This is a genomic window from Paraburkholderia azotifigens (assembly GCF_007995085.1).
GTDB lineage: Bacteria > Pseudomonadota > Gammaproteobacteria > Burkholderiales > Burkholderiaceae > Paraburkholderia > Paraburkholderia azotifigens.
Genome location: NZ_VOQS01000005.1, coordinates 657,757 through 675,297, shown reverse-complemented (window position 1 = coordinate 675,297; position 17,541 = coordinate 657,757). Strand labels below are relative to the sequence as shown.

Genomic DNA, 17,541 nt, shown 5'->3' with positions numbered 1-17,541 from the left:
CTTTCTCGCGGCATTCATATTCGTCTTTATGTCGCTGGCATTTGCCGGACCATACGCCTATGCCGAAGTCCCCGTACCGCCTCTGACTGCACGCGTCATTGACGAGACAGGGACGCTTACGGGCGAGCAGCGTTCGGCGATTGAACAGACCCTGAAGGACTTCGAAACCCGAAAGGGAAGTCAGATTTCGGTACTCATCGTGCCCACCACGCAACCCGAGACAATCGAGCAGTATTCGATGCGGGTAGTCGAGCAATGGAAGCTCGGGCGTGCCAAGGTCGACGACGGAGCCATGCTGATTGTCGCGAAAAATGACCGCGCGCTTCGCATCGAAGTCGGATATGGCCTCGAGGGCGCATTGAACGATGCGACCAGTAACCGGATTATTAATGAAGTCATTGTTCCCAAATTCAAACAGGGCGACTTCTATGGCGGCATTGCGGCGGGTGTCGACAGCATTATCCGCGTAGTAGATGGCGAGCCGCTACCTGCCCCGCAGCGACGCGGAGATTCGAACGGTATGGGAGGTCTCCTGCCTGCATTGTTCGTGGTGGCTGTAGTCGCCGGAGGTGTGCTTCGCGCCATCCTCGGCCGCCTGCCAGGCGCCCTTGTAACCGGCGGCATCATCGGCGTGCTGGCGTGGTTCCTTTCCGGGGCAATCGCGCTGGCCATTATTTCCGGCGCTGTGGCGCTCGTATTCACTCTTCTAGGCGGTGGAATGGGAGCATTCGCCGGTGGCCGTTACATCGGAGGCCGGTCAGGAGGGATTGCCGGCCGTTCGAACCACGATATCTTCAGAGGCGGGGGCGGTGGGTTTGGCGGTGGCGGCGCTTCGGGGAGGTGGTGACCGTGAACCTCAAACGTATCGTTCGACATCTGTCGATGACCCGCTGGTCGGTCAATGCCGCGTTTCCGCCGCGCACGCTATTGGTCATTGAGCAGGCCATTCGAGAGAGTCACCGGGAGCACATTGGTCAGGTCCTGTTCGTCGTAGAAGGAGCGCTGCACAGCACGCCTCTCTTCGATGGGCTAACAGCGCGCGAACGGGCAATTGACGTGTTTTCCCAGCTTCGAGTGTGGGACACGGAGTGCAACAACGGAATTCTCATCTACCTGCTGTTGGCCGACCGCGATGTTGAAATCATCGCGGACCGAGGCATCCATTCACGTGTGGAGACTCAAGAATGGGAAGCCATCTGTAGCATGATGGAATCGGAGTTTCGATACGGCAATTATGAATCGGGCGCAGTACAAGGAATTGCGCAAGTCACGGCACTGCTCAAATTGCATTTCCCCGCACTTCCCTCGTCTCGAGAGGACTTACCTTCTAAACCGGTATTGATGTGAGCGTTGTATTTCACTTGCAAACCTACGGCTCGCCCGAGGTTGGCGGTTATTCCGGTCAATTTCTGATACTCACCAATGGTCAACTCGATGACGTCCCTCTATTCCTCCGCACTTCGGGTATGTGCCAGCGCGACCTGCGCTGCTGCCTGAAGGATCGTCAAAGGAGTGGATTCGTTAAATTGTTGCACGATGACGTCTGCTTTGCGCACGTGAGCCGACATTGGCCGCCCACCGCTGAATGGCAGCTAGTGGCCCGCACGCAGCCGATCATCTCTGATCTGTGGGAATCTGTCGGCCGCTACAGATTGAGCGCGAAGGGACAATCGAGTCGAAGATGTTTGAACGGGACGCACAGGTCCCGCTCGTCATTCCGGTGATACCTGACGATCAATCAGGAGGCAGACGTCTCACCGGCAATTTCGGATGCAACAGCAGAAACAGCGCCACCCGTGTCGGCGGTGACGGCCCTCTTCTTCGCGATGACTCTCTTCGCTGCCTTATGCATGACTGCTTTCTGGGTGGCAGCCTTCTTCACTGCACTCTTTCTAGCGACTGCCGATTTCGCCGCGGCTTTCTTTGCCGCGGTTTTTTTCGCCGGCGTCGATACCTTCTTCGCGGTAGCAGGCTTCGACCCCGTAGCGCTTTCCGTCGCCCCTGCAATCAGGAACTTCGTACGGTCTTTTGCACCGGCAAGCCATGCGGGTGCGGGACCGCGGCCGCTCCATGTTGCTCCCGTCTTCGGATCGCGGTACTTCGGCGCCTGCGGGCCCCGAACGTAATTCCCAGCCTTCTCGCTCTTCGTCGTGGCAGGTACCAAAGCGACAGCGTTACCTTCGACCAGATACCTGCTGCGATCCTTCGCACCGGCAATCCAGGCGGGCGCGCGACCATGACCCGTCCAGGTCGCGCCGCTTTTCGGGTCGCGATATTTTGCTGCCGACGCGGACGTCTTGGCGATAGCCTTGACGCCCGGCTTGCGACCACGCCGCTTTGAACCGCCGATATGCGCGTCGATGTCGGCGGTCGTCAAACCGTGCTTTTCCATGATGTCGCGAATCTTCGCGATCACGCCGGACGACTGTTTCGCGGCCAGAGCTTCCGCTTGCGCCCGGAGCTTTGCGATCTGCGCCTGAACCTTTTCAAGTGTTGCCATTGATGTTTCTCCCCGTCGTTAGTGTTGGCGGCACTATGCCATATAACCGTGCGAACAGGCCATCGAGCGATAAACCTTATAAGCGGCACCGTACCGGAGTGATAATCTCGAGGCACAGGCCTTGCGCCTGACCAAGGAACGCGCCACCAGGCGCCATTCGTAAAACGGGGAAATATCATGGATGAGCGGAAACGCGACAGTATGGTCGCTTACCTGCGCCGCAGAATGGCTGAAGTCGGCATCGAACTGGATGACCTTGCGGCAGCGATCGCCGAAGACCAGATCCGGCAGAAAACGGCTCGATATCGCAGTGCCACAGGAGAAACCTGGTCAGGCGACGGTGAGATGCCGCAATGGCTGAAGCAGGCCATTAGCGCGGGCCAGTCCCTCGAGCACTTTGCCGTAGCGCGCGCGGTACAACGGGAGCCCGAGACGCGTTCAAAGGTGGATTGGCGTCAGGACCCGTTCGCAGGCAGCCGGCTGGCAGCCGTACAGCCGTCGCATCGTGAACTGTGAGTGGGCGAACCGCCCGCCGCCCGGTCCGTCCGACTGTCGTCAGCAAAACCCACTGAGTCCGATATGCCGAAACGGCACGCGCCCGATGTCGCCGGCGATGCCGAAGCTGGACCAAGGTGAACGCCATTGGTAATCTGCTTGCACAGAACAATGCCTCGACCGCACTGACCTTGACCTTCATTCCCGGGAGGATTCATGCAAGTGAGCACGGAAATGCTTGTCGACATGCTTCGCGAAGTGGAAGCCGAAGACCCCATCGACTATGCAGACCTGCCGTTTGGAGAACAGGAACTCAGGCGGCTCATTGTCAGCTCGCTCGTTGAGCGGCACCACAACGTAGAAACAGACATGTCCGTCTCCGACGTCCATGCGCTGTATCTCCTGAGCACCGCCAAGCTTGTTCTCGAAAACACGGTGCTCCACGCTCGACTGCTTCTGCTTCAGGGGCATCAGCTCGACATGGAGGCGTTGCTTGCGCCTTTCACCCTCAAAGGGAAGCGAAACTGACCGGCTGGCGATTCGGACGAACGATAATAGCCAGCAGTCAGGCTGCCATCCGGTGCTCGTAATATGGCCGCTCCCTGTCGTCGAGTATCGCGTATAGCGCGTCCAGACGCTTCGGGTCGGGGTTCAGCCATGCGTCGAGATGCGCTTCCCTGATCGGCACGATACATCGGTCATGACCTGCAGCCGCCACCTCTTCCGGCGGCTCGTCCGTTATGGCAGCAAACGAGAGCAGGTCAGGCTCACCTGGTGCTGACCACTTCGACCACAAGCAGGCGACCAGCATCGTGCGTCCATCCGCAGGTTTAAATTCGAGCACCAGATTTTCGTCCTTTTCACCCTCCGCCAGTTCCCGCCCTTCCTTCCTGGCCCGACTCACGTTCTCGTAAAAGACGTCGACCATCACTACGCCGTGCCGATATCCGAACAAGGGTTTCCAGAAACCTTCGAGATTGTCCCGTCTGGCGTTGTAGGTGCCCGGATATTTGAGATCGTAGTTCGCCGGCTTACCCTCCATCCGGCATTGGTACCTCATGGGCTTCACGACCCGCTGCCCATCTTCGACGACGAGTACCGGCGCATAGTGCCCGGGGAAAATACGGGAATCTCGCGGTTCGCTCTCGCTGCGCCTGATGTCGTCAAGCCGACGAAGCGCCGCTTCGATCTTGTCGCCAGCGATGCGCCTGCTTTCAGTCGCCGCTTTCGTCTGTTTTGTTTGCAGCGTTCGCTCTGCTGCGACGAGCCTCGCGCGCTGCCTGAAGAGCTCTTCCTCGAACGTCTTTGCCTGAGCCGCGTCGTACTGATCGATCAGCCGTCTGATCTCGAACTCACTTTCGGACTGTGGCGAGCGAAACGAGTCGTCCATCGCCTTGGGAATCTTCGCTTTCACCCGTCCCTCGGCGCGCTCCCAGTAGAGCCGTGCGAATTCCCGGATATCCATGTGTGCGCCGAACGTCCGCACATACCGTTTGTAGTCAGCTTCAATCTGCGCCGAATAGCACATGGTCGCTCCCGTCAGTGCGGCGAACTTCGCCAGCTAGTCTACGCGTTATGCGTGCGCCCGCTCAAGCGCACTAACGATGTGGTCTGCGCCTTCGCGCGCCGGCTTCGCCGCCCGGCCACGATTCGAAAACAGGACGGGCGTCGGTTGCAGTGTCACGGGGATTGGCCCGGCCAGCGCGGGACCTCGACCCTTGACGATGTCAATCACCAGTCCGTCGCACGTCGGTCGCAATGCGAGCCGTAACGTCGCAGGCGACGAGTCCTGCGCTGTCGCGAGCGGCCTTACCACGATGAACAGGCTTTCCGTCGACTGCGCCGCCAGATGCAGCCGCCTACGCGACGAGTCCTTCACGTGCTGCGCCCAGAAAATGACGGCGCTGCAGGTGCCCGCCCGAAGCATCTGCTCGACAGACCAGAGTGCATCCGCGCTATTCGCAGCCTTGACGAGCATCACCCGGTCAACCGGAACACTGGTTTCCGAAGGGTCGCCGTGCAGCTGACACTCCTCAATTGGGGCAGTCATTGCCCCTTTACGAAGGATGAGACGACGTCGAATTGAAGCAACTACGTCATATTTTTGGACAGGGTGAGATGCGCGTCATCGATCAAACTATCTTGCCGGGACAGCGCGTAGATACCATATCGTTGCATAAATTCGCCGTTAGCCGAGCGCGGATGCTGCGAAGCCATCCTTGGGAAAACAGTTCAATAAATGAATTCATATTGTTATAAATCAGCACCTCACCGGGATCTGCGGGCAAACAACATTGTCAAGGGCGCACAAGACGGTCGTGTCGACGATCACACGCGTCAGGCTGCCAGCCCTGTGGCGATCTTTTATGCGGCCTGTGCCCTGCAGCGCCGCCAGGTATCACTCGGCAATTCGCCAAACTGCCCGCGGTACTCGCTCGAGAAATTGCCGAAGTGCCAGAAGCCCCACCGGGTGGCGACCTCGGTCACCGAAGCGGCATGACGCAACTCACGCCGCACGTGATCTAGCCGGACAGCGCGGATATATGCGGAAGGATTGACGCCAAGCGTCTCCTCGAATGCGTATTGCAACGTCCGCCGGCTCGCGCGAAACCGCGCGCACAGCTCCGCCACCGACAGCGGGCATTCCGGTGACGCTTCGACGAGATCCCTGACGCGCCGCACGAGTTGCCAGCTGCGCGCAAGCCGGGCCTGCGCATGCCGCGCCTGGACATGCCCCTGTGAATCGAAGCCTCGCACATCGCGCAACGCATCGGCGAGACCGAAAATCACGGACTTCTCGAACGCCGCTGCGACGCCCGTGTCGTCGAGCAAGGCAGGCCTGTCCGCAACGGTATCGAGGATCTGTTTCAGCACCTGTCGAAACGCCTGCAACTGGACGGGATCGACATTCAGCACGCCAGGCCTCGCGCCCAGCAGCGTGCGGATGTCATCGAGCTGCGAGCGCACCACGGCGTCGCGAATGGCGTCGGGCTCAATCTCGAGATTCACCACGACGTGCCTGTCGGGTGACAGGAACTCGATACCGCCCTCGCCCGAAAACAGATGCAGGCCGTCGCGATGGCTCGTCTGACCGCACAGCAGCGCATGCCCCTCAAGCTCGAACGGAACGCCCACGGCGAGCCTGGACGGCAACACCTGACCGCGCTGGTACACGGTCCGGTTCAGCCGCTCGACCAGCACCTTGACGCCGCCTGCGCCAAACAGGCTCACGGCGCCGTCAAAGACGCCGCGCGAGATCTGGCAGTAGTTCTGGTTCCAGGCGTCGAGCAGCAGCGCCTGCTCGTCGATATTGCGGCAGTAACGGATCTGCACTGCCCGGTTTGGCTGAGAGACCGGCTCCATCGATTCTCCCGATTCCTGATGACACGCTCCATAAGGCTGCGTGCTGACCAGTGTAGATGACCAAAAAACATGCGAACGGTGCAAACCATGCGGCATGCGCCGCTGGTCGGGTCATCGCCGGTCAGTGGGTAATTTTTATGGATTTTTTATGTTTTTGCCAATTTTGGATAGTCGCCCGTTTTTGCCACCCCTACCTTGTCCGCAAGAAACGACTGAAACGGGAGGCGTACATGAGCAGAACGACGGGCCGGCTGGAAGGCAGGATCGCGATCGTGTCAGGCGGCGCGACGGGCGCAGGCGGCGCGGCATCGCTGTTGTTCGCGCACGAAGGCGCGCGCGTGGCCGTGGTCGACATCAATGGCGATGCGGGCGAGGAAGTGGTCACGCGTATTCGCGCGGCGGGCGGCGTCGCGGAGCTCTTCATCGCCGACGTGTCGAAGCGCGCCGCCGTGGACGCCGCCGTCGCGAGCATCGTTGCCCGCTTCGGGCGCATCGACGTGCTCTTCAATCACGCGGGCAGCATCGTGGTGAAACCGTTTGCCGATACCACCGACGACGACTACGACTGGCTGATGAACGTCAACGTGAAGAGCATGTTCATGATGACGCGCGCGGTGCTGCCGCACATGCTCGCCGCGGGCGGCGGATCGATTGTCTGCACGGCGTCGATTTCGTCGGTAGCGGCGACGCCGCTCGAAGTGCTGTACTGCACCACCAAGGGCGCCTGCGCCATGTTTGCGCGTGCAATCGCCGTCGAGTACCGCGATCGCGGGATCCGCTGCAACGCCGTGTGCCCCGGCTTCATCGATACCCCGCATGGACGCCGCGAAATCAGCGCGCTCGCGAACTATGGCTTCGATGCAAGCGAGGCGGCGTTGTCGCTGCAGCAGGGCCGTCTGTGCGCGCCGGAAGAAGTCGCACGCGCCGCCCTCTTTCTCGCCAGCGACGACGCGAGCTTCGTCAACGGCGCCCATCTGTTCGTCGATAACTGCTTCACGGCTGCGTGAGCCGCTTTCTGTCGCGCGTTCACGCTGTTGCGCCGCTTCGACACAACCCTGTTTGAAGGATCGCGTCATGGACGTCAATACCGCAGCGCCGTCGGTTGAAGCCGCCGACAACGATGTCAATCTGTTGCACAAGATGGGCTACGCACAGGAACTGTCCCGGCGCATGGGGGCGTTCTCGAACTTCGCGGTGTCGTTCTCGCTGATCTGCATTCTGTCGGGCGGCATCACGTCGTTCCAGATGGGGCTGTCGGCGGCGGGCGGCGCTTCCATCGGACTCGGCTGGCCGCTCGGCTCGCTGTTCGCGATGGTGGTCGCAGCGGCCATGGCGCAGATCGCCTCGTCGTATCCGACGGCGGGCGGGCTCTATCACTGGAGCTCGATTCTGGGCGGCAAGACCTGGGGCTGGCTCACTGCCTGGCTCAATCTGCTCGGCCTCGTATTCGTGGTCGCCGCGATCAACTACGGCACCTATGATCCGTTCTTTCGCACGCTGATCGCACCGATGTTCGGCGTGAAGTCCGATGCCCTCGGCTGGTGGGATCAGACGATCTTCCTCACGGTAATCACCGCTTCGCAGGCGTTCCTGAATCATCGCGGCATTCGGATCACGAGCCGGATCACCGACCTGTCGGGCTATCTGATCTTCGTGGTGACGATCCTGCTGGTGGCGTCGCTGCTCGTGTTCTCCCCCGTGAAGGTAGATCTGTCGCGCCTCGTCACGTTCACGAATTTCACGGGCGTCGACGGCGGCGCATGGCCGAAGCAAACCATGGCGATGGCGTTCCTGTCGGGCCTGCTGCTCACGGCCTATACGATTACCGGCTTCGACGCCTCGGCGCACACCTCGGAGGAAACACATCAGGCCGCGCGTAACGTGCCGCGCGGCATCATCGGCTCGGTGTTCTGGTCGACGACGTTCGGCTATGTGATGGTGTGCGCGTTCGTGCTCGTGATGCCGGATATCGGCGCGGCCGTCAAGCAGGGCACGGGCTTCTTCGAAGCGATCCTTGCACCGATCCCCACGCCGCTGCGCATCGCGATCGAACTGCTGATGTTCTTCATCAACTACGTATGTGGCCTCGCCGCCGTGACCTCCACTTCGCGCATGATGTTCGCGTTCGCACGCGACGGCGGCCTGCCCGCTTCAAGGTGGCTGCGCAAGGTCAATCCCGCTCATCGCACGCCTGTCGCCGCGATCTGGACATCTGCCGCGCTGGCCATTGCTGTCACGCTGTATGGCGACGCTTTCACGGTGCTGAGCGCCGGTAGCGCGGTCTTTCTCTTCGTGTCGTATGCGATGCCGATTGCAGCGGGCATTTTCGCCGAAGGCCGCACATGGACCGACAAGGGCCCGTTCCAGCTGGGCGTCATGTCGAAACCGTTCGCGATTGCCGCCGTATTCGGGGCGCTGGTGCTCGCCTATGTCGGCATCCAGCCGCCGAACCAGAAGGTCGTGTATGTGATCGCCGGGCTGCTGGCGGTGCTGCTGACAATCTGGTACGGCGCGGGCGTGCGCAGGAATTTCGCGGGGCCGCCCATCGCGAAGCTGACGAACGAGCGCGAACGTGAACTGCGCGGGATCGAGGGGCAGACCTGACGCGCCCCTGCGATTCGCCGCACATGTGTCGACACGGCGGGCGCCGGACGGGCGAGTATTTCGTGCGCAGCCGCCCTCCCGCGTCATAGGCTGTGTCGACTCGAGAGACGGATATTTCAGTTACTTTCAGGCGGGCGCTCGCCGGACCCTGCCGCGCGCAGTTGGGCCGCTTCCGTAACGGGCTCGCCGCACTGGTTGCAGAACGGGAAGAAGGCAAAGTTGCGGCCGCCGCAAGCGCAGACCTTGAAAAGATTCAAGCCGCAATGGATGCAGTACGAGACCTGCTCGCCGCCAAGATGCCACGGTTTGTCGCACGACGGGCATAACTTCTTCGGGTATGTGCTGAGCGCCTTTTCGTAATCGACGCTCTGCGCGCGTTCCATTTGGCTCTGTTCCAGTTCCGCGCGTTTTCGCTCGACATATTTCTGGAACGCGCGGAGCGTGTAGACCCCGGCGAAGACGGTGAGCGCGACACCCACCAGCACGCGTACATATCCCCCGAAACTGGGCAGATACGGGACAAGCTCGACGAAGAACGCCGTCAGCGCGAAGAGTCCAAAGCCGTACACGAACGGCCAGTACCTGTGCTTGCGAAACCGGATGAACAGCCATATGGCAACGAGAAGAAGCGGGAGCGTCAACGCAAGGCGCCACCCGAACACGACGAGTTCGTAATGACGGCTCGCCGCCTCGTAGCGCTTCCCGGCGGCCTGCCTTGCGGCCGCGATCTCGATGCGCAACTGGTTCAGACGCGCATCGATCGGCCGGGTCTCATCGGAAAGGGCATTCTGCTGGCTTTGCCAACCTGCGACGCTCGCCTGAAGTTCGTCGAGCCTCTGTGTCCGTGCAAGCAATTCCGGATCATTGCGGCTATCCCCTGTGGCCTGTCTGGTCGCAATCCAGTTCCTGAAACTGTCGCGCGCCTCCACGTACAGCTTGTCTGCCCGGTCGTGAGCAATACGAGTGTTCTCGATCCTGTCGTTGAGTGCGTCCCGCCGAAGCTGCACATCGCGCATCTGCGCATCGAGCTGTGACGTCGCCGCATCGCTGAACTGCGAGGGATCCGGTGGCCCGCCGCGCGGCGCGTACATCAGATCGCGGATCACGAGTGAGCCCAACATGTTCAGAAAGATCGCGAAGGCAATCGCGATGATCCAGGAAGCGACTTTTAGCAGACGGGCCGGACGCGAAAATGCCTGACTGGTGTTCGCAGCGATCCCTTTTTTCATAAGCGGTGCCCCTTCCTTTTCATGCGGAACCTCGACGTCGCGCGTCATGACTGCGCGACGCGAAGATCATGCCGTTCGTTCGTCGCGTGTGCGGCCCGGTGCCTTGTACAACCGCCCAGATCCCACCTCCTCGAAGGAAGTCACGCAGTCAACAGGGTTCCCTGTTTCGCGAGGCATCATGGTGCGGATTGATCCGTCAGTCCGATCATAACTGCGCGGCCCCAATACGCAAGATGCCCAGAGCCCGGTATAGCATGCCTGGCGGTCAGGGCTCGGCATCTGGCGTTTGCAGCGTGTGCCGTTACCGACGGAGCCTCGCATCTCATGAATGAGTCGAACCGCGCGGTCTACCTGACTTTCTACCTCGGCGAAACGGGCTACATGCCGGTGTCGCCCGATCTGTACCGCATGGCGAAGGCGGGTCTCGAAACGGCCATCACGCGCGCCTATGAAAAAGCACGTGGCAACTCGAGCCGTCGGCCGTGGCGACGCTGGACGTGGTTCTTCAGGTTCACGACTCGCAACTTGCGAGCGCGCGTGCGGGATATCTGCTCAAGGCTGAGCGGCGGTTGGCCCGTCTCATCATGAGCGGCAAGACGGTTTCTCCGTTCGACTAGACCGTAGCGCCGCTTTCCATCTTTTCCATCCATGGAACATAACGTCCAACCTGTACAGACAGAAGCCATCGACTCACAGATGACACTGGCGCTGGCCCATCGCTATCTGGCAATCCTGTCGCAGCACACCCTCGGTGAGATCTTCAAGGAAGCGCCCGCGCTTTCGGGACTCTTCCTCGCTGGCGCACCTGTGGATATCGACGGTGCAGTCCATCGTGTCATGGCGGTCGGAATGGAGACGCGGGCATGGCGGGACGGCAGATGCCCTTCAAGGCCGGCGAATTGCCCACGATCGATGTCGGCGGACAAACGCTTCTGCCGGATGTGCGAGATCCACAGGACTACGGTGCTATGCGATGGCGTCCATCAGGCGGTACCACGCCACACCTGCCGTAATGTAAAAGCGCTGCAGGCCATGAAACGGAATCGATCTGACGGGCGTCACTGCAAACGGGAACGCCGCAGACGATTCGCCGCACAAGCGCTCGGCCAGGTGCTTGCCGAACGTCGTGGCCATCGCGATGCCGCGCCCGTTATAGCCTAGCGCGATGCTCAGCCCGGGCGCCGGCTCGTGAATGTGCGGCAGAAAATCCGCGGTGATCGCGACACGCCCTGCCCACCGATACTCATAGCCGATCCCCTTCAGTTGCGGATACATCAGTTCGACCGCGCGTTCCAGATGCGCCCAGTCGCCGTTGGCACGCGGTTCGGAGAACGGACCCCGCCCGCCCATCAGCAGACGTCCCGCCGCATCGCGCCGGAAGTACAGCAGCAGACGCCGCGAATCCGACGCGACTTCGCCGCCGCGCAGAATGTCGTCGCCGATACCAAGCGGCAGCGGCCGCGTCGCAACGATAAAGCTGTTCGCCGCGATCACCGATTGCCGCAAACCCGGCCACAGCGCGCCCGTGTAACCGTTGGTGGCGATCACGACCCGCTGTGCATCGACGACGGCGCCGCCGTGCGTCTCGACGCGCCAGCCGCGCTCACGGCGTGTGAGTCGGGTGACAGCGGTTCGCCCATGCACGGCAACGCCACGCGCCTGAGCCGCGCGCGCAAGCCCGCGCGCATAGCTGAGCGGCTGAATACTTCCCGCGCGATGATCGACCCATCCGCCGATATAGCTCTTCGTGCCGAGACGCCGCGACACTTCCGCGCCATCGAGCAGACTGATCTTCGCGCCGCGCGCTTCCCATTGACGCGCGCGCCGCGTCACGGTTTCGAGCATCGCGGGCGACGGCGCCGGTTGAATCCAGCCGCTTCGCACCGCCGAGCATTCGATGCCGTACCTCCTGATCACATCGAAAACGTTATCCGCCGCGCCGCCGACCACCTCGACGAGACGATTGCCCGCCGTTTCGCCGAAGCGCTGTACGAGTTCGTCGGGGTCGTACTTCAGGCCCGGAATCACCTGTCCGCCGTTGCGGCCCGATGCGCCCCAACCCGGCTCGGCCGCGTCGAGCACGCACACCTTCACACCGCGCTCGGCCAGATGCAGGGCCGTCGACAAACCCGTAAAACCCGCGCCGACAATCGCCACATCGAACGACGCCGATTCGCGCAGCGGCGGCGTGTCGGGCGCGGGCTGCGCCGTCGCTGCCCACAACGAGTCCGGCAGCGCCGCTCCTTCTTTCACTTCGATCATGTTCAGTTCTGGTTGGCAGTGGCGTGAGCGTCGCTCGACGAAAGCAGGCGTCGCAGAAATTCCTGTGTGCGCGGATGCTGAGGTTCCGTCAGCACATCGCGTGCGGGGCCCGTCTCGCAGATCGTGCCGCCATGCAGGAAACACACGCGGTCGGCCACCTCGCGCGCAAAGGCCATTTCGTGCGTGACGACGACCATCGTCATGCCGTCGCGCGCGAGCGAGCGCATCACGTTGAGCACTTCGCCGACCAGTTCGGGATCGAGCGCGGATGTCGGTTCGTCGAACAGCAAGGCTTCAGGCTCCATCGCAAGCGCACGCGCAATCGCGACGCGCTGCTGCTGCCCACCCGACAGCTCCGACGGATACGCATTCATCCGGTGCGACAGTCCAACCTTGTCGAGCAGTTGCCGCGCCTGTTCGCGAGCCTGCGCGACAGGCGTGCGGCGAACGTACACGGGGCCTTCCATCACGTTTTCGAGCGCGGTCCGATGCGCGAACAGATTGAAGCGCTGGAACACCATGCCCACGCGCATGCGCAACTCGTGGATGTTCTTCGCGTTCGCATCGACACGCACGCCGTCGATCGTGATCGAGCCTGCGTCATAGGTCTCGAAGCCGTTGATACAGCGCAGCACCGTCGACTTGCCCGAGCCCGACGGGCCGATCAGGCACACCACTTCGCCCGCCTTGACGCTCAGGCTCACGCCCTTGAGCACTTCCTGATTGTGAAAGCGCTTGTGGATTCCTTCGATCTCGATCATCGGCTTTTCCTCAGCGCGAGTTGCTTGCCCAACTGGTTGACGCCGAACATCAGCGGCAGGCTGAGCACGAGGTAAAGCAGCGCGACCAGTGTGTAGACCGTCATGTTCTGGAACGTCGACGATGCGATCAGTTGCCCGGCGCGCGTGATTTCGGCGACGGTGATCGTCGATGCCACCGACGAGTCCTTCAGCAGCATCACGAGCGTATTGCCATAAGGCGGCAGCGCGATCCTGAACGCCTGCGGCAACACCACGCGCCGCATGATCAGCGGGCCGCGCATGCCGATCGCGTGGGCCGCTTCGATCTGTCCGTGATCGATCGCCTCGATGCCCGCGCGGAAGTTCTCCGCCTGATACGCCGAGTACGCGATGCCGAGGCCGATCACGCCTGCCTGAAACGCGGACAGCTGCACGCCCATGTCGGGCAGGACGAAGTAGATATAAAACAGCTGGACGATGATGGGCAGCCCGCGGATCAGATTGATCACGGTGCTGCCGAACGTCGATAGCGCGCGATTGCGCGACACCTTCATCAGCGCGAGCACGAGGCCGAGAACGGAACTGAGCACGAACGCACAAGCCGTGATCTCGATGGTGATGACCGCGCCTTTCAGCAGGATTGGCAGAAAGTCGATCGCGTTCTGCAAAAACATCGCGCCTCCTGATACGCCTGGCAGATCGCCCGCGCCTTCATGTGGCGCGGACAGGTTGGAACGCCGCGATACGGCGAGCCGTTCAGCTCATGTGCCACTTCTGCAGAATCTGCTGCAGCGTGCCGTCGGCCTTCATCTTTTTGATCGCGCTGTTGAGCTGTTCGAGCGTCGCGGTGTCGCCCTTGCGCACGATGAAGCACACCTGCCCCTTCACGGCCGACTGATATTCGGGCACGAGCCGAACCTGCGTATTCGCGCCCTGCTGCAACTGGTAAGCGACGATCGGCTGATCCGCGAAGCCCGCCTTGATGCGGCCGAGCGCGACGTCGCGCATGATGTCCGCGACGGAATCATAGGTGCGCACTTCCTTGAAGATGCCCTTCTTGTTGAGCGCATCGACGAACGCGGTGCCGACCTGCGCGCCGACCACCTCGCCCTTGAAGTCGTCCATCGACGTGTAATGGCCCTTGTCATCCGCCTTCACGACGAGGCCTTCGCCGTATGAATAGACGGTGTCGGAGAAATCGACGATCTGCTGGCGGGCCGGCGTCTTCAGCATTGCGGCCGAAATGATGTCGATCTTCTGCGTGGTCAGCGACGGAATCAGCGCCGAGAACACGTTCTGCTGCACATCGACCTTGAAGCCGGACTCGCGGCCGGCGGCGGAGATGGCGTCGACCATCATTCCCTGGATCGAGTTCGTCTTGACGTCGAGGAACGTGAACGGCACGCCCGTGGCCGTCGCGCCGATCCGGTAGGTCGGTTCGGCGGCATGCGCGGCACCCGACGCAATCGCGAAAGAAGCGGCAAGACCAGCTGCAAACAGGGTGAAGCGTTTGGCGAACGTAACCATGCATATCTCCAGGCAGGGGCCAGCGTGTCAGCGACGAGCACTGGCCGATTTCGTTTTGTGACCGCGGAACCATAATAATCGAATCAAAAAAATCGCAAAGAGATTTTTGCGTATCGATATTCGATACGCTATGATGAGATATCTCGTTCAACGTTGAGACGGCAATGGACATTTCGCCTGCAGACGACGGTGCTCAGAACGGCCCCGACCTGCTCTTCAACCAGTCGCTGGAAAAGGGTTTGAGCGTGCTGCGCGCGTTCAGCGCGAAGCGCCGCACGATGACGCTGGCTGAAGTCGCGGACGCGGCGTCGATGTCGAAGAGTTCGGCGCAGCGGATGGTCTACACACTCGAAAAGCTCGGCTATATCCGCAAGCATCCGTTGACGCGCCGCTATCAGCTCACGCCGCGTGTGATGCAGATTGGCTTCAACTATCTCGCCGCCGATACGCTGATCGATGTCGCGAATCCTTTTCTGTCGGAACTGACGAACATCACGGGCGAGACGACGAACCTGACCGAGCCGGACGACGACGAGATGGTCTACGTGTCGCGTTTCGTGTCGACGAAGTTCGTGCCGATCCATATGCCCATTGGCAGCCGCATTCCCATGTATTGCACGGGCAGCGGGCGCGCGTTTCTGAGCGCATTACCCGTCGACGAGGCGCTCGCGCGCCTCGAACAGATGAACCGGGTGGCGTTCACGCCGAACACCGTGACGGAACTCGCCGCGTTCGGCGAAAGGCTCGCGGAGGCTCGTCAGCAAGGCTATGCGACCAATCGTGAGGAGCTGTTCATCGGCGACATGTCGATCGCGGCGCCCGTAGTGGGCAGTCAGGGGCGTCCCGTGGCTGCCGTGCATGTCGTTGCACCCACAAGCAGATGGACGTTTGAAGACGCCCGACAGAAACTCGCACCTGCCGTTATCGACTGCGCGAGAGGGATCAGCAATTCGATACGGACCCTGGAGTAACGGTCATCACGCGCCGAACGACACGGTGCGATGGGGCATGCCTGTGACTGTCGGGAGTGCCGACTCCCGGGAAAGCCGAGCGGCACACCTCACTCGCCCCGCCAACGCCCTTTTTGGCATTTTCGGGCGTACCCCTGAGAGAGTCCGATCGAGACTATCCTTCGTGCGGACGCGATTTTGGCATTGATAACTTCCATGCATCAATGTTTCCAAAATTCGCACTTCTACTATCGGACTTCTTGCGCAACCATCTGTCATCAGAAGCCCGAGCAAACGGTTCGAAAGAACGGCGCATAAAAGAAGAGCCCACGAGGGCGTGACGCTGTTCCTATCAGCGCATCCGGCTGCGAGCTCGAGTCACGCTCGTGGCGCTGCTCACCCGACGCATCTTTCGCACGACACACGTCGCCGTTGATTCCTGCTGCCGCAAGCACGCTCTCGACGGCAATGGCGTCGCTCGCACCTGCTGCGATCGACGCGCAGGACTGATCACACGCAAAACCGCTTTCCGTTCATATCGCAACAAGATTCAGGAGACTTCCACATGCAAATCACTGGAATGCTGCACGGTGCGCGCCTGCTGCAATTTGTCGGATTTCCGGCAAGCGAAGTGCTGGGCCCCGGGGCCAGCGAAGCGGAGATCAAGTCGCTGATTGATCGTCACAAGCAGATCTTCATCAAGCCGGTATTCAAGGGCGGCGTAGGCAAGAAGGGCAAAGCCGGGCTTCTCGGCCGCGCGACCGATCTCAAGACCGCGCTCGCGGAGAAAGAGCGACTCTACTTCGCGGAGCATGTCGTTGGGCATGTAAGGGCCAAGGCGAACGGCGTGACGTTCGAAGCCGGTGTACCAGCCAAACACGAAGTCTATTTCTCTATCACCGATTCCACCCGCTTTCGCGCTCCCACCATGACGCTCTCGCACATGGGCGGCATGGACATCGAGGAGGTCGATCCCAGGCACGTCGCAATGGTGCCCTTCGATGCGTTGACCGGGCTGAAGGCTTTCGTCGTCGCCAATGCGCTGAGCGAGATCGGTGCGCCGCGCGAGATCATTTCTCCCCTCGTGCAGCAGTTGCCGAAGCTCTGGGAGCTCTTCCACGACTTCGGCATGACGACGCTCGAACTGAATCCGATCCGCATGCGCGAGGACAAGAAGGGTCGCCTCATGCCGGTGGCCTGCGACTTCAAGTGCGGATTCGATCGTGACGACCCGCGCTTCTCGCGCCTCGGCCTGCCTGCTCACCTGTTCGCCGCGGACTACTCGGACTTCGAGCAGGAGATCAATCAGCTTCGGACCCATCAGGGCCAAAGCGATGTCTACGTGATCAACGACAAGGGAACGATCCTCGCGCCCACGTTTGGCGGCGGGGCCAACTCGCTCGTCACGGAGATGTTGGGAGACGCAGCCATCATCTCGTCGGATTTCGGTGGCAATCCACCCTACGAAAAGATGAAGGAAGTGGCGCGCATCTGTTTCCGGCATTGGCTGAAGCAGTCCAACGTACTGTTCATCATTGGCGGCAAGTCCAACAACACCGATATCTACGAAACACTGCGCGCGATGGCCGATGCGCTGCGCGAGCACTTCAGCGAGCACGGTCCGACGCCTCTTTATGTCGTCCTCGGACGCGGTGGTCCGAATCTCGTGCGTGGCATGTCGGCACTGCGCGACACCTGTGATTCGCTCGGCCTGCCCTATCGCCTCTTCGGGTTCGACTCCGACATAAGCGAAGTGATCCAGTACGCACGCAAGGCCGATGCGTGGATGCAATCGGGCGGACGCGCGCAGGTCGCGGCGCGCATCGGCGCGCGCGAGGCGCACCCGCAAGCAGAAGCGCACGTGGCATAAG

The 17,541-nt window shown here is 61.3% G+C and carries 18 protein-coding genes; 9 read left to right on the top strand and 9 right to left on the bottom strand.

Features of this window, described 5'->3' with window-relative positions; all coding sequences use genetic code 11:
* Positions 1-28: 28 nt before the first annotated feature.
* Together FRZ40_RS34895 and FRZ40_RS34890 are read left to right on the top strand one after the other, a co-directional pair.
* Positions 29-847, top strand: a complete 819-nt coding sequence (locus tag FRZ40_RS34895) for a TPM domain-containing protein (protein ID WP_147238501.1) — start codon at positions 29-31, stop codon at positions 845-847.
* Positions 844-1,347: a TPM domain-containing protein gene (locus FRZ40_RS34890; RefSeq protein ID WP_147237233.1), complete on the top strand. Its 504-nt coding sequence runs from the start codon at positions 844-846 to the stop codon at positions 1,345-1,347. The genes FRZ40_RS34895 and FRZ40_RS34890 overlap by 4 nt, the downstream gene beginning before the upstream one ends.
* Positions 1,348-1,738: 391 nt before the next feature.
* Here the strand turns inward: FRZ40_RS34890 and FRZ40_RS34885 are convergent, their stop codons facing one another.
* Positions 1,739-2,500 carry an H-NS family nucleoid-associated regulatory protein gene (locus FRZ40_RS34885; RefSeq protein ID WP_147237232.1) on the bottom strand — a complete coding sequence of 254 codons (762 nt, stop codon included), beginning with the start codon at positions 2,498-2,500 and terminating at the stop codon, positions 1,739-1,741.
* Between the two features lie 177 nt (positions 2,501-2,677).
* On the opposite strand from FRZ40_RS34885, the gene FRZ40_RS34880 reads away from it, so the two are divergent.
* Together FRZ40_RS34880 and FRZ40_RS34875 are read left to right on the top strand one after the other, a co-directional pair.
* The gene (locus FRZ40_RS34880; protein ID WP_028368325.1) at positions 2,678-3,016 is read left to right on the top strand and encodes an H-NS histone family protein; all 339 of its coding nucleotides are present in this window, start codon (positions 2,678-2,680) and stop codon (positions 3,014-3,016) included.
* 195 nt (positions 3,017-3,211) lie between these two features.
* Entirely contained in the window at positions 3,212-3,523 is a 312-nt protein-coding gene (locus tag FRZ40_RS34875) for a hypothetical protein (protein ID WP_028368326.1), read from the top strand.
* Between the two features lie 37 nt (positions 3,524-3,560).
* Here the strand turns inward: FRZ40_RS34875 and FRZ40_RS34870 are convergent, their stop codons facing one another.
* From FRZ40_RS34870 to FRZ40_RS34860, 3 genes are all read right to left on the bottom strand, one after another.
* The gene (locus FRZ40_RS34870) at positions 3,561-4,523 is read right to left on the bottom strand and encodes an SOS response-associated peptidase family protein (protein WP_147237231.1); all 963 of its coding nucleotides are present in this window, start codon (positions 4,521-4,523) and stop codon (positions 3,561-3,563) included.
* Between the two features lie 45 nt (positions 4,524-4,568).
* Positions 4,569-5,045 carry a hypothetical protein gene (locus FRZ40_RS34865; protein WP_193567058.1) on the bottom strand — a complete coding sequence of 159 codons (477 nt, stop codon included), beginning with the start codon at positions 5,043-5,045 and terminating at the stop codon, positions 4,569-4,571.
* A gap of 314 nt (positions 5,046-5,359) precedes the next feature.
* Positions 5,360-6,358, bottom strand: coding sequence for a helix-turn-helix domain-containing protein (locus FRZ40_RS34860; RefSeq protein ID WP_147237230.1), 999 nt, complete (start codon positions 6,356-6,358; stop codon positions 5,360-5,362).
* A 230-nt stretch (positions 6,359-6,588) separates the two neighbouring features.
* On the opposite strand from FRZ40_RS34860, the gene FRZ40_RS34855 reads away from it, so the two are divergent.
* Entirely contained in the window at positions 6,589-7,365 is a 777-nt protein-coding gene (locus FRZ40_RS34855) for an SDR family NAD(P)-dependent oxidoreductase (RefSeq protein ID WP_147237229.1), read from the top strand.
* A 67-nt stretch (positions 7,366-7,432) separates the two neighbouring features.
* Entirely contained in the window at positions 7,433-8,962 is a 1,530-nt protein-coding gene (locus FRZ40_RS34850; RefSeq protein ID WP_147237228.1) for an amino acid permease, read from the top strand.
* Between the two features lie 116 nt (positions 8,963-9,078).
* Here the strand turns inward: FRZ40_RS34850 and FRZ40_RS34845 are convergent, their stop codons facing one another.
* Positions 9,079-10,191, bottom strand: a complete 1,113-nt coding sequence (locus tag FRZ40_RS34845) for a zinc ribbon domain-containing protein (RefSeq protein WP_147238500.1) — start codon at positions 10,189-10,191, stop codon at positions 9,079-9,081.
* Between the two features lie 324 nt (positions 10,192-10,515).
* Between FRZ40_RS34845 and FRZ40_RS34840 the strand changes: the two genes are divergently transcribed.
* Positions 10,516-10,779, top strand: coding sequence for a hypothetical protein (locus FRZ40_RS34840; RefSeq protein WP_147237227.1), 264 nt, complete (start codon positions 10,516-10,518; stop codon positions 10,777-10,779).
* Between the two features lie 378 nt (positions 10,780-11,157).
* Here the strand turns inward: FRZ40_RS34840 and FRZ40_RS34835 are convergent, their stop codons facing one another.
* From FRZ40_RS34835 to FRZ40_RS34820, 4 genes are all read right to left on the bottom strand, one after another.
* Positions 11,158-12,453 carry an NAD(P)/FAD-dependent oxidoreductase gene (locus FRZ40_RS34835; RefSeq protein ID WP_147237226.1) on the bottom strand — a complete coding sequence of 432 codons (1,296 nt, stop codon included), beginning with the start codon at positions 12,451-12,453 and terminating at the stop codon, positions 11,158-11,160.
* Between the two features lie 2 nt (positions 12,454-12,455).
* Complete coding sequence (locus FRZ40_RS34830; RefSeq protein WP_147237225.1) at positions 12,456-13,214, bottom strand: amino acid ABC transporter ATP-binding protein; 759 nt, start codon at positions 13,212-13,214, stop codon at positions 12,456-12,458.
* Positions 13,211-13,867 (bottom strand): amino acid ABC transporter permease, encoded by a 657-nt coding sequence (locus FRZ40_RS34825; RefSeq protein WP_147237224.1) that lies wholly within the window; start codon positions 13,865-13,867, stop codon positions 13,211-13,213. The genes FRZ40_RS34830 and FRZ40_RS34825 overlap by 4 nt, the downstream gene beginning before the upstream one ends.
* An 82-nt stretch (positions 13,868-13,949) precedes the next feature.
* Complete coding sequence (locus FRZ40_RS34820) at positions 13,950-14,720, bottom strand: ABC transporter substrate-binding protein (protein ID WP_028368336.1); 771 nt, start codon at positions 14,718-14,720, stop codon at positions 13,950-13,952.
* A gap of 164 nt (positions 14,721-14,884) precedes the next feature.
* On the opposite strand from FRZ40_RS34820, the gene FRZ40_RS34815 reads away from it, so the two are divergent.
* Both FRZ40_RS34815 and FRZ40_RS34810 read left to right on the top strand, forming a co-directional pair.
* Positions 14,885-15,691 carry an IclR family transcriptional regulator gene (locus FRZ40_RS34815; RefSeq protein ID WP_147237223.1) on the top strand — a complete coding sequence of 269 codons (807 nt, stop codon included), beginning with the start codon at positions 14,885-14,887 and terminating at the stop codon, positions 15,689-15,691.
* Between the two features lie 544 nt (positions 15,692-16,235).
* A complete protein-coding gene (locus FRZ40_RS34810; RefSeq protein ID WP_147237222.1) occupies positions 16,236-17,540 on the top strand; it encodes an ATP citrate lyase citrate-binding domain-containing protein in 1,305 nt (434 codons plus the stop codon).
* The last annotated feature ends 1 nt before the right edge of the window (position 17,541 follow it).

Excerpts from the sequence above, each read along its gene's own strand:
- FRZ40_RS34895 (WP_147238501.1), top strand. The coding sequence starts at position 29 with ATGTCGCTGGCATTTGCCGGACCATACGCCTATGCCGAAGTCCCCGTA.
- FRZ40_RS34885 (WP_147237232.1), bottom strand. The coding sequence starts at position 2,500 with ATGGCAACACTTGAAAAGGTTCAGGCGCAGATCGCAAAGCTCCGGGCG.
- FRZ40_RS34880 (WP_028368325.1), top strand. The coding sequence starts at position 2,678 with ATGGATGAGCGGAAACGCGACAGTATGGTCGCTTACCTGCGCCGCAGA.
- FRZ40_RS34875 (WP_028368326.1), top strand. The coding sequence starts at position 3,212 with ATGCAAGTGAGCACGGAAATGCTTGTCGACATGCTTCGCGAAGTGGAA.
- FRZ40_RS34870 (WP_147237231.1), bottom strand. The coding sequence starts at position 4,523 with ATGTGCTATTCGGCGCAGATTGAAGCTGACTACAAACGGTATGTGCGG.
- FRZ40_RS34865 (WP_193567058.1), bottom strand. The coding sequence starts at position 5,045 with ATGACTGCCCCAATTGAGGAGTGTCAGCTGCACGGCGACCCTTCGGAA.
- FRZ40_RS34860 (WP_147237230.1), bottom strand. The coding sequence starts at position 6,358 with ATGGAGCCGGTCTCTCAGCCAAACCGGGCAGTGCAGATCCGTTACTGC.
- FRZ40_RS34855 (WP_147237229.1), top strand. The coding sequence starts at position 6,589 with ATGAGCAGAACGACGGGCCGGCTGGAAGGCAGGATCGCGATCGTGTCA.
- FRZ40_RS34850 (WP_147237228.1), top strand. The coding sequence starts at position 7,433 with ATGGACGTCAATACCGCAGCGCCGTCGGTTGAAGCCGCCGACAACGAT.
- FRZ40_RS34845 (WP_147238500.1), bottom strand. The coding sequence starts at position 10,191 with ATGAAAAAAGGGATCGCTGCGAACACCAGTCAGGCATTTTCGCGTCCG.
- FRZ40_RS34840 (WP_147237227.1), top strand. The coding sequence starts at position 10,516 with ATGAATGAGTCGAACCGCGCGGTCTACCTGACTTTCTACCTCGGCGAA.
- FRZ40_RS34835 (WP_147237226.1), bottom strand. The coding sequence starts at position 12,453 with ATGATCGAAGTGAAAGAAGGAGCGGCGCTGCCGGACTCGTTGTGGGCA.
- FRZ40_RS34830 (WP_147237225.1), bottom strand. The coding sequence starts at position 13,214 with ATGATCGAGATCGAAGGAATCCACAAGCGCTTTCACAATCAGGAAGTG.
- FRZ40_RS34825 (WP_147237224.1), bottom strand. The coding sequence starts at position 13,867 with ATGTTTTTGCAGAACGCGATCGACTTTCTGCCAATCCTGCTGAAAGGC.
- FRZ40_RS34820 (WP_028368336.1), bottom strand. The coding sequence starts at position 14,720 with ATGGTTACGTTCGCCAAACGCTTCACCCTGTTTGCAGCTGGTCTTGCC.
- FRZ40_RS34815 (WP_147237223.1), top strand. The coding sequence starts at position 14,885 with ATGGACATTTCGCCTGCAGACGACGGTGCTCAGAACGGCCCCGACCTG.
- FRZ40_RS34810 (WP_147237222.1), top strand. The coding sequence starts at position 16,236 with ATGCAAATCACTGGAATGCTGCACGGTGCGCGCCTGCTGCAATTTGTC.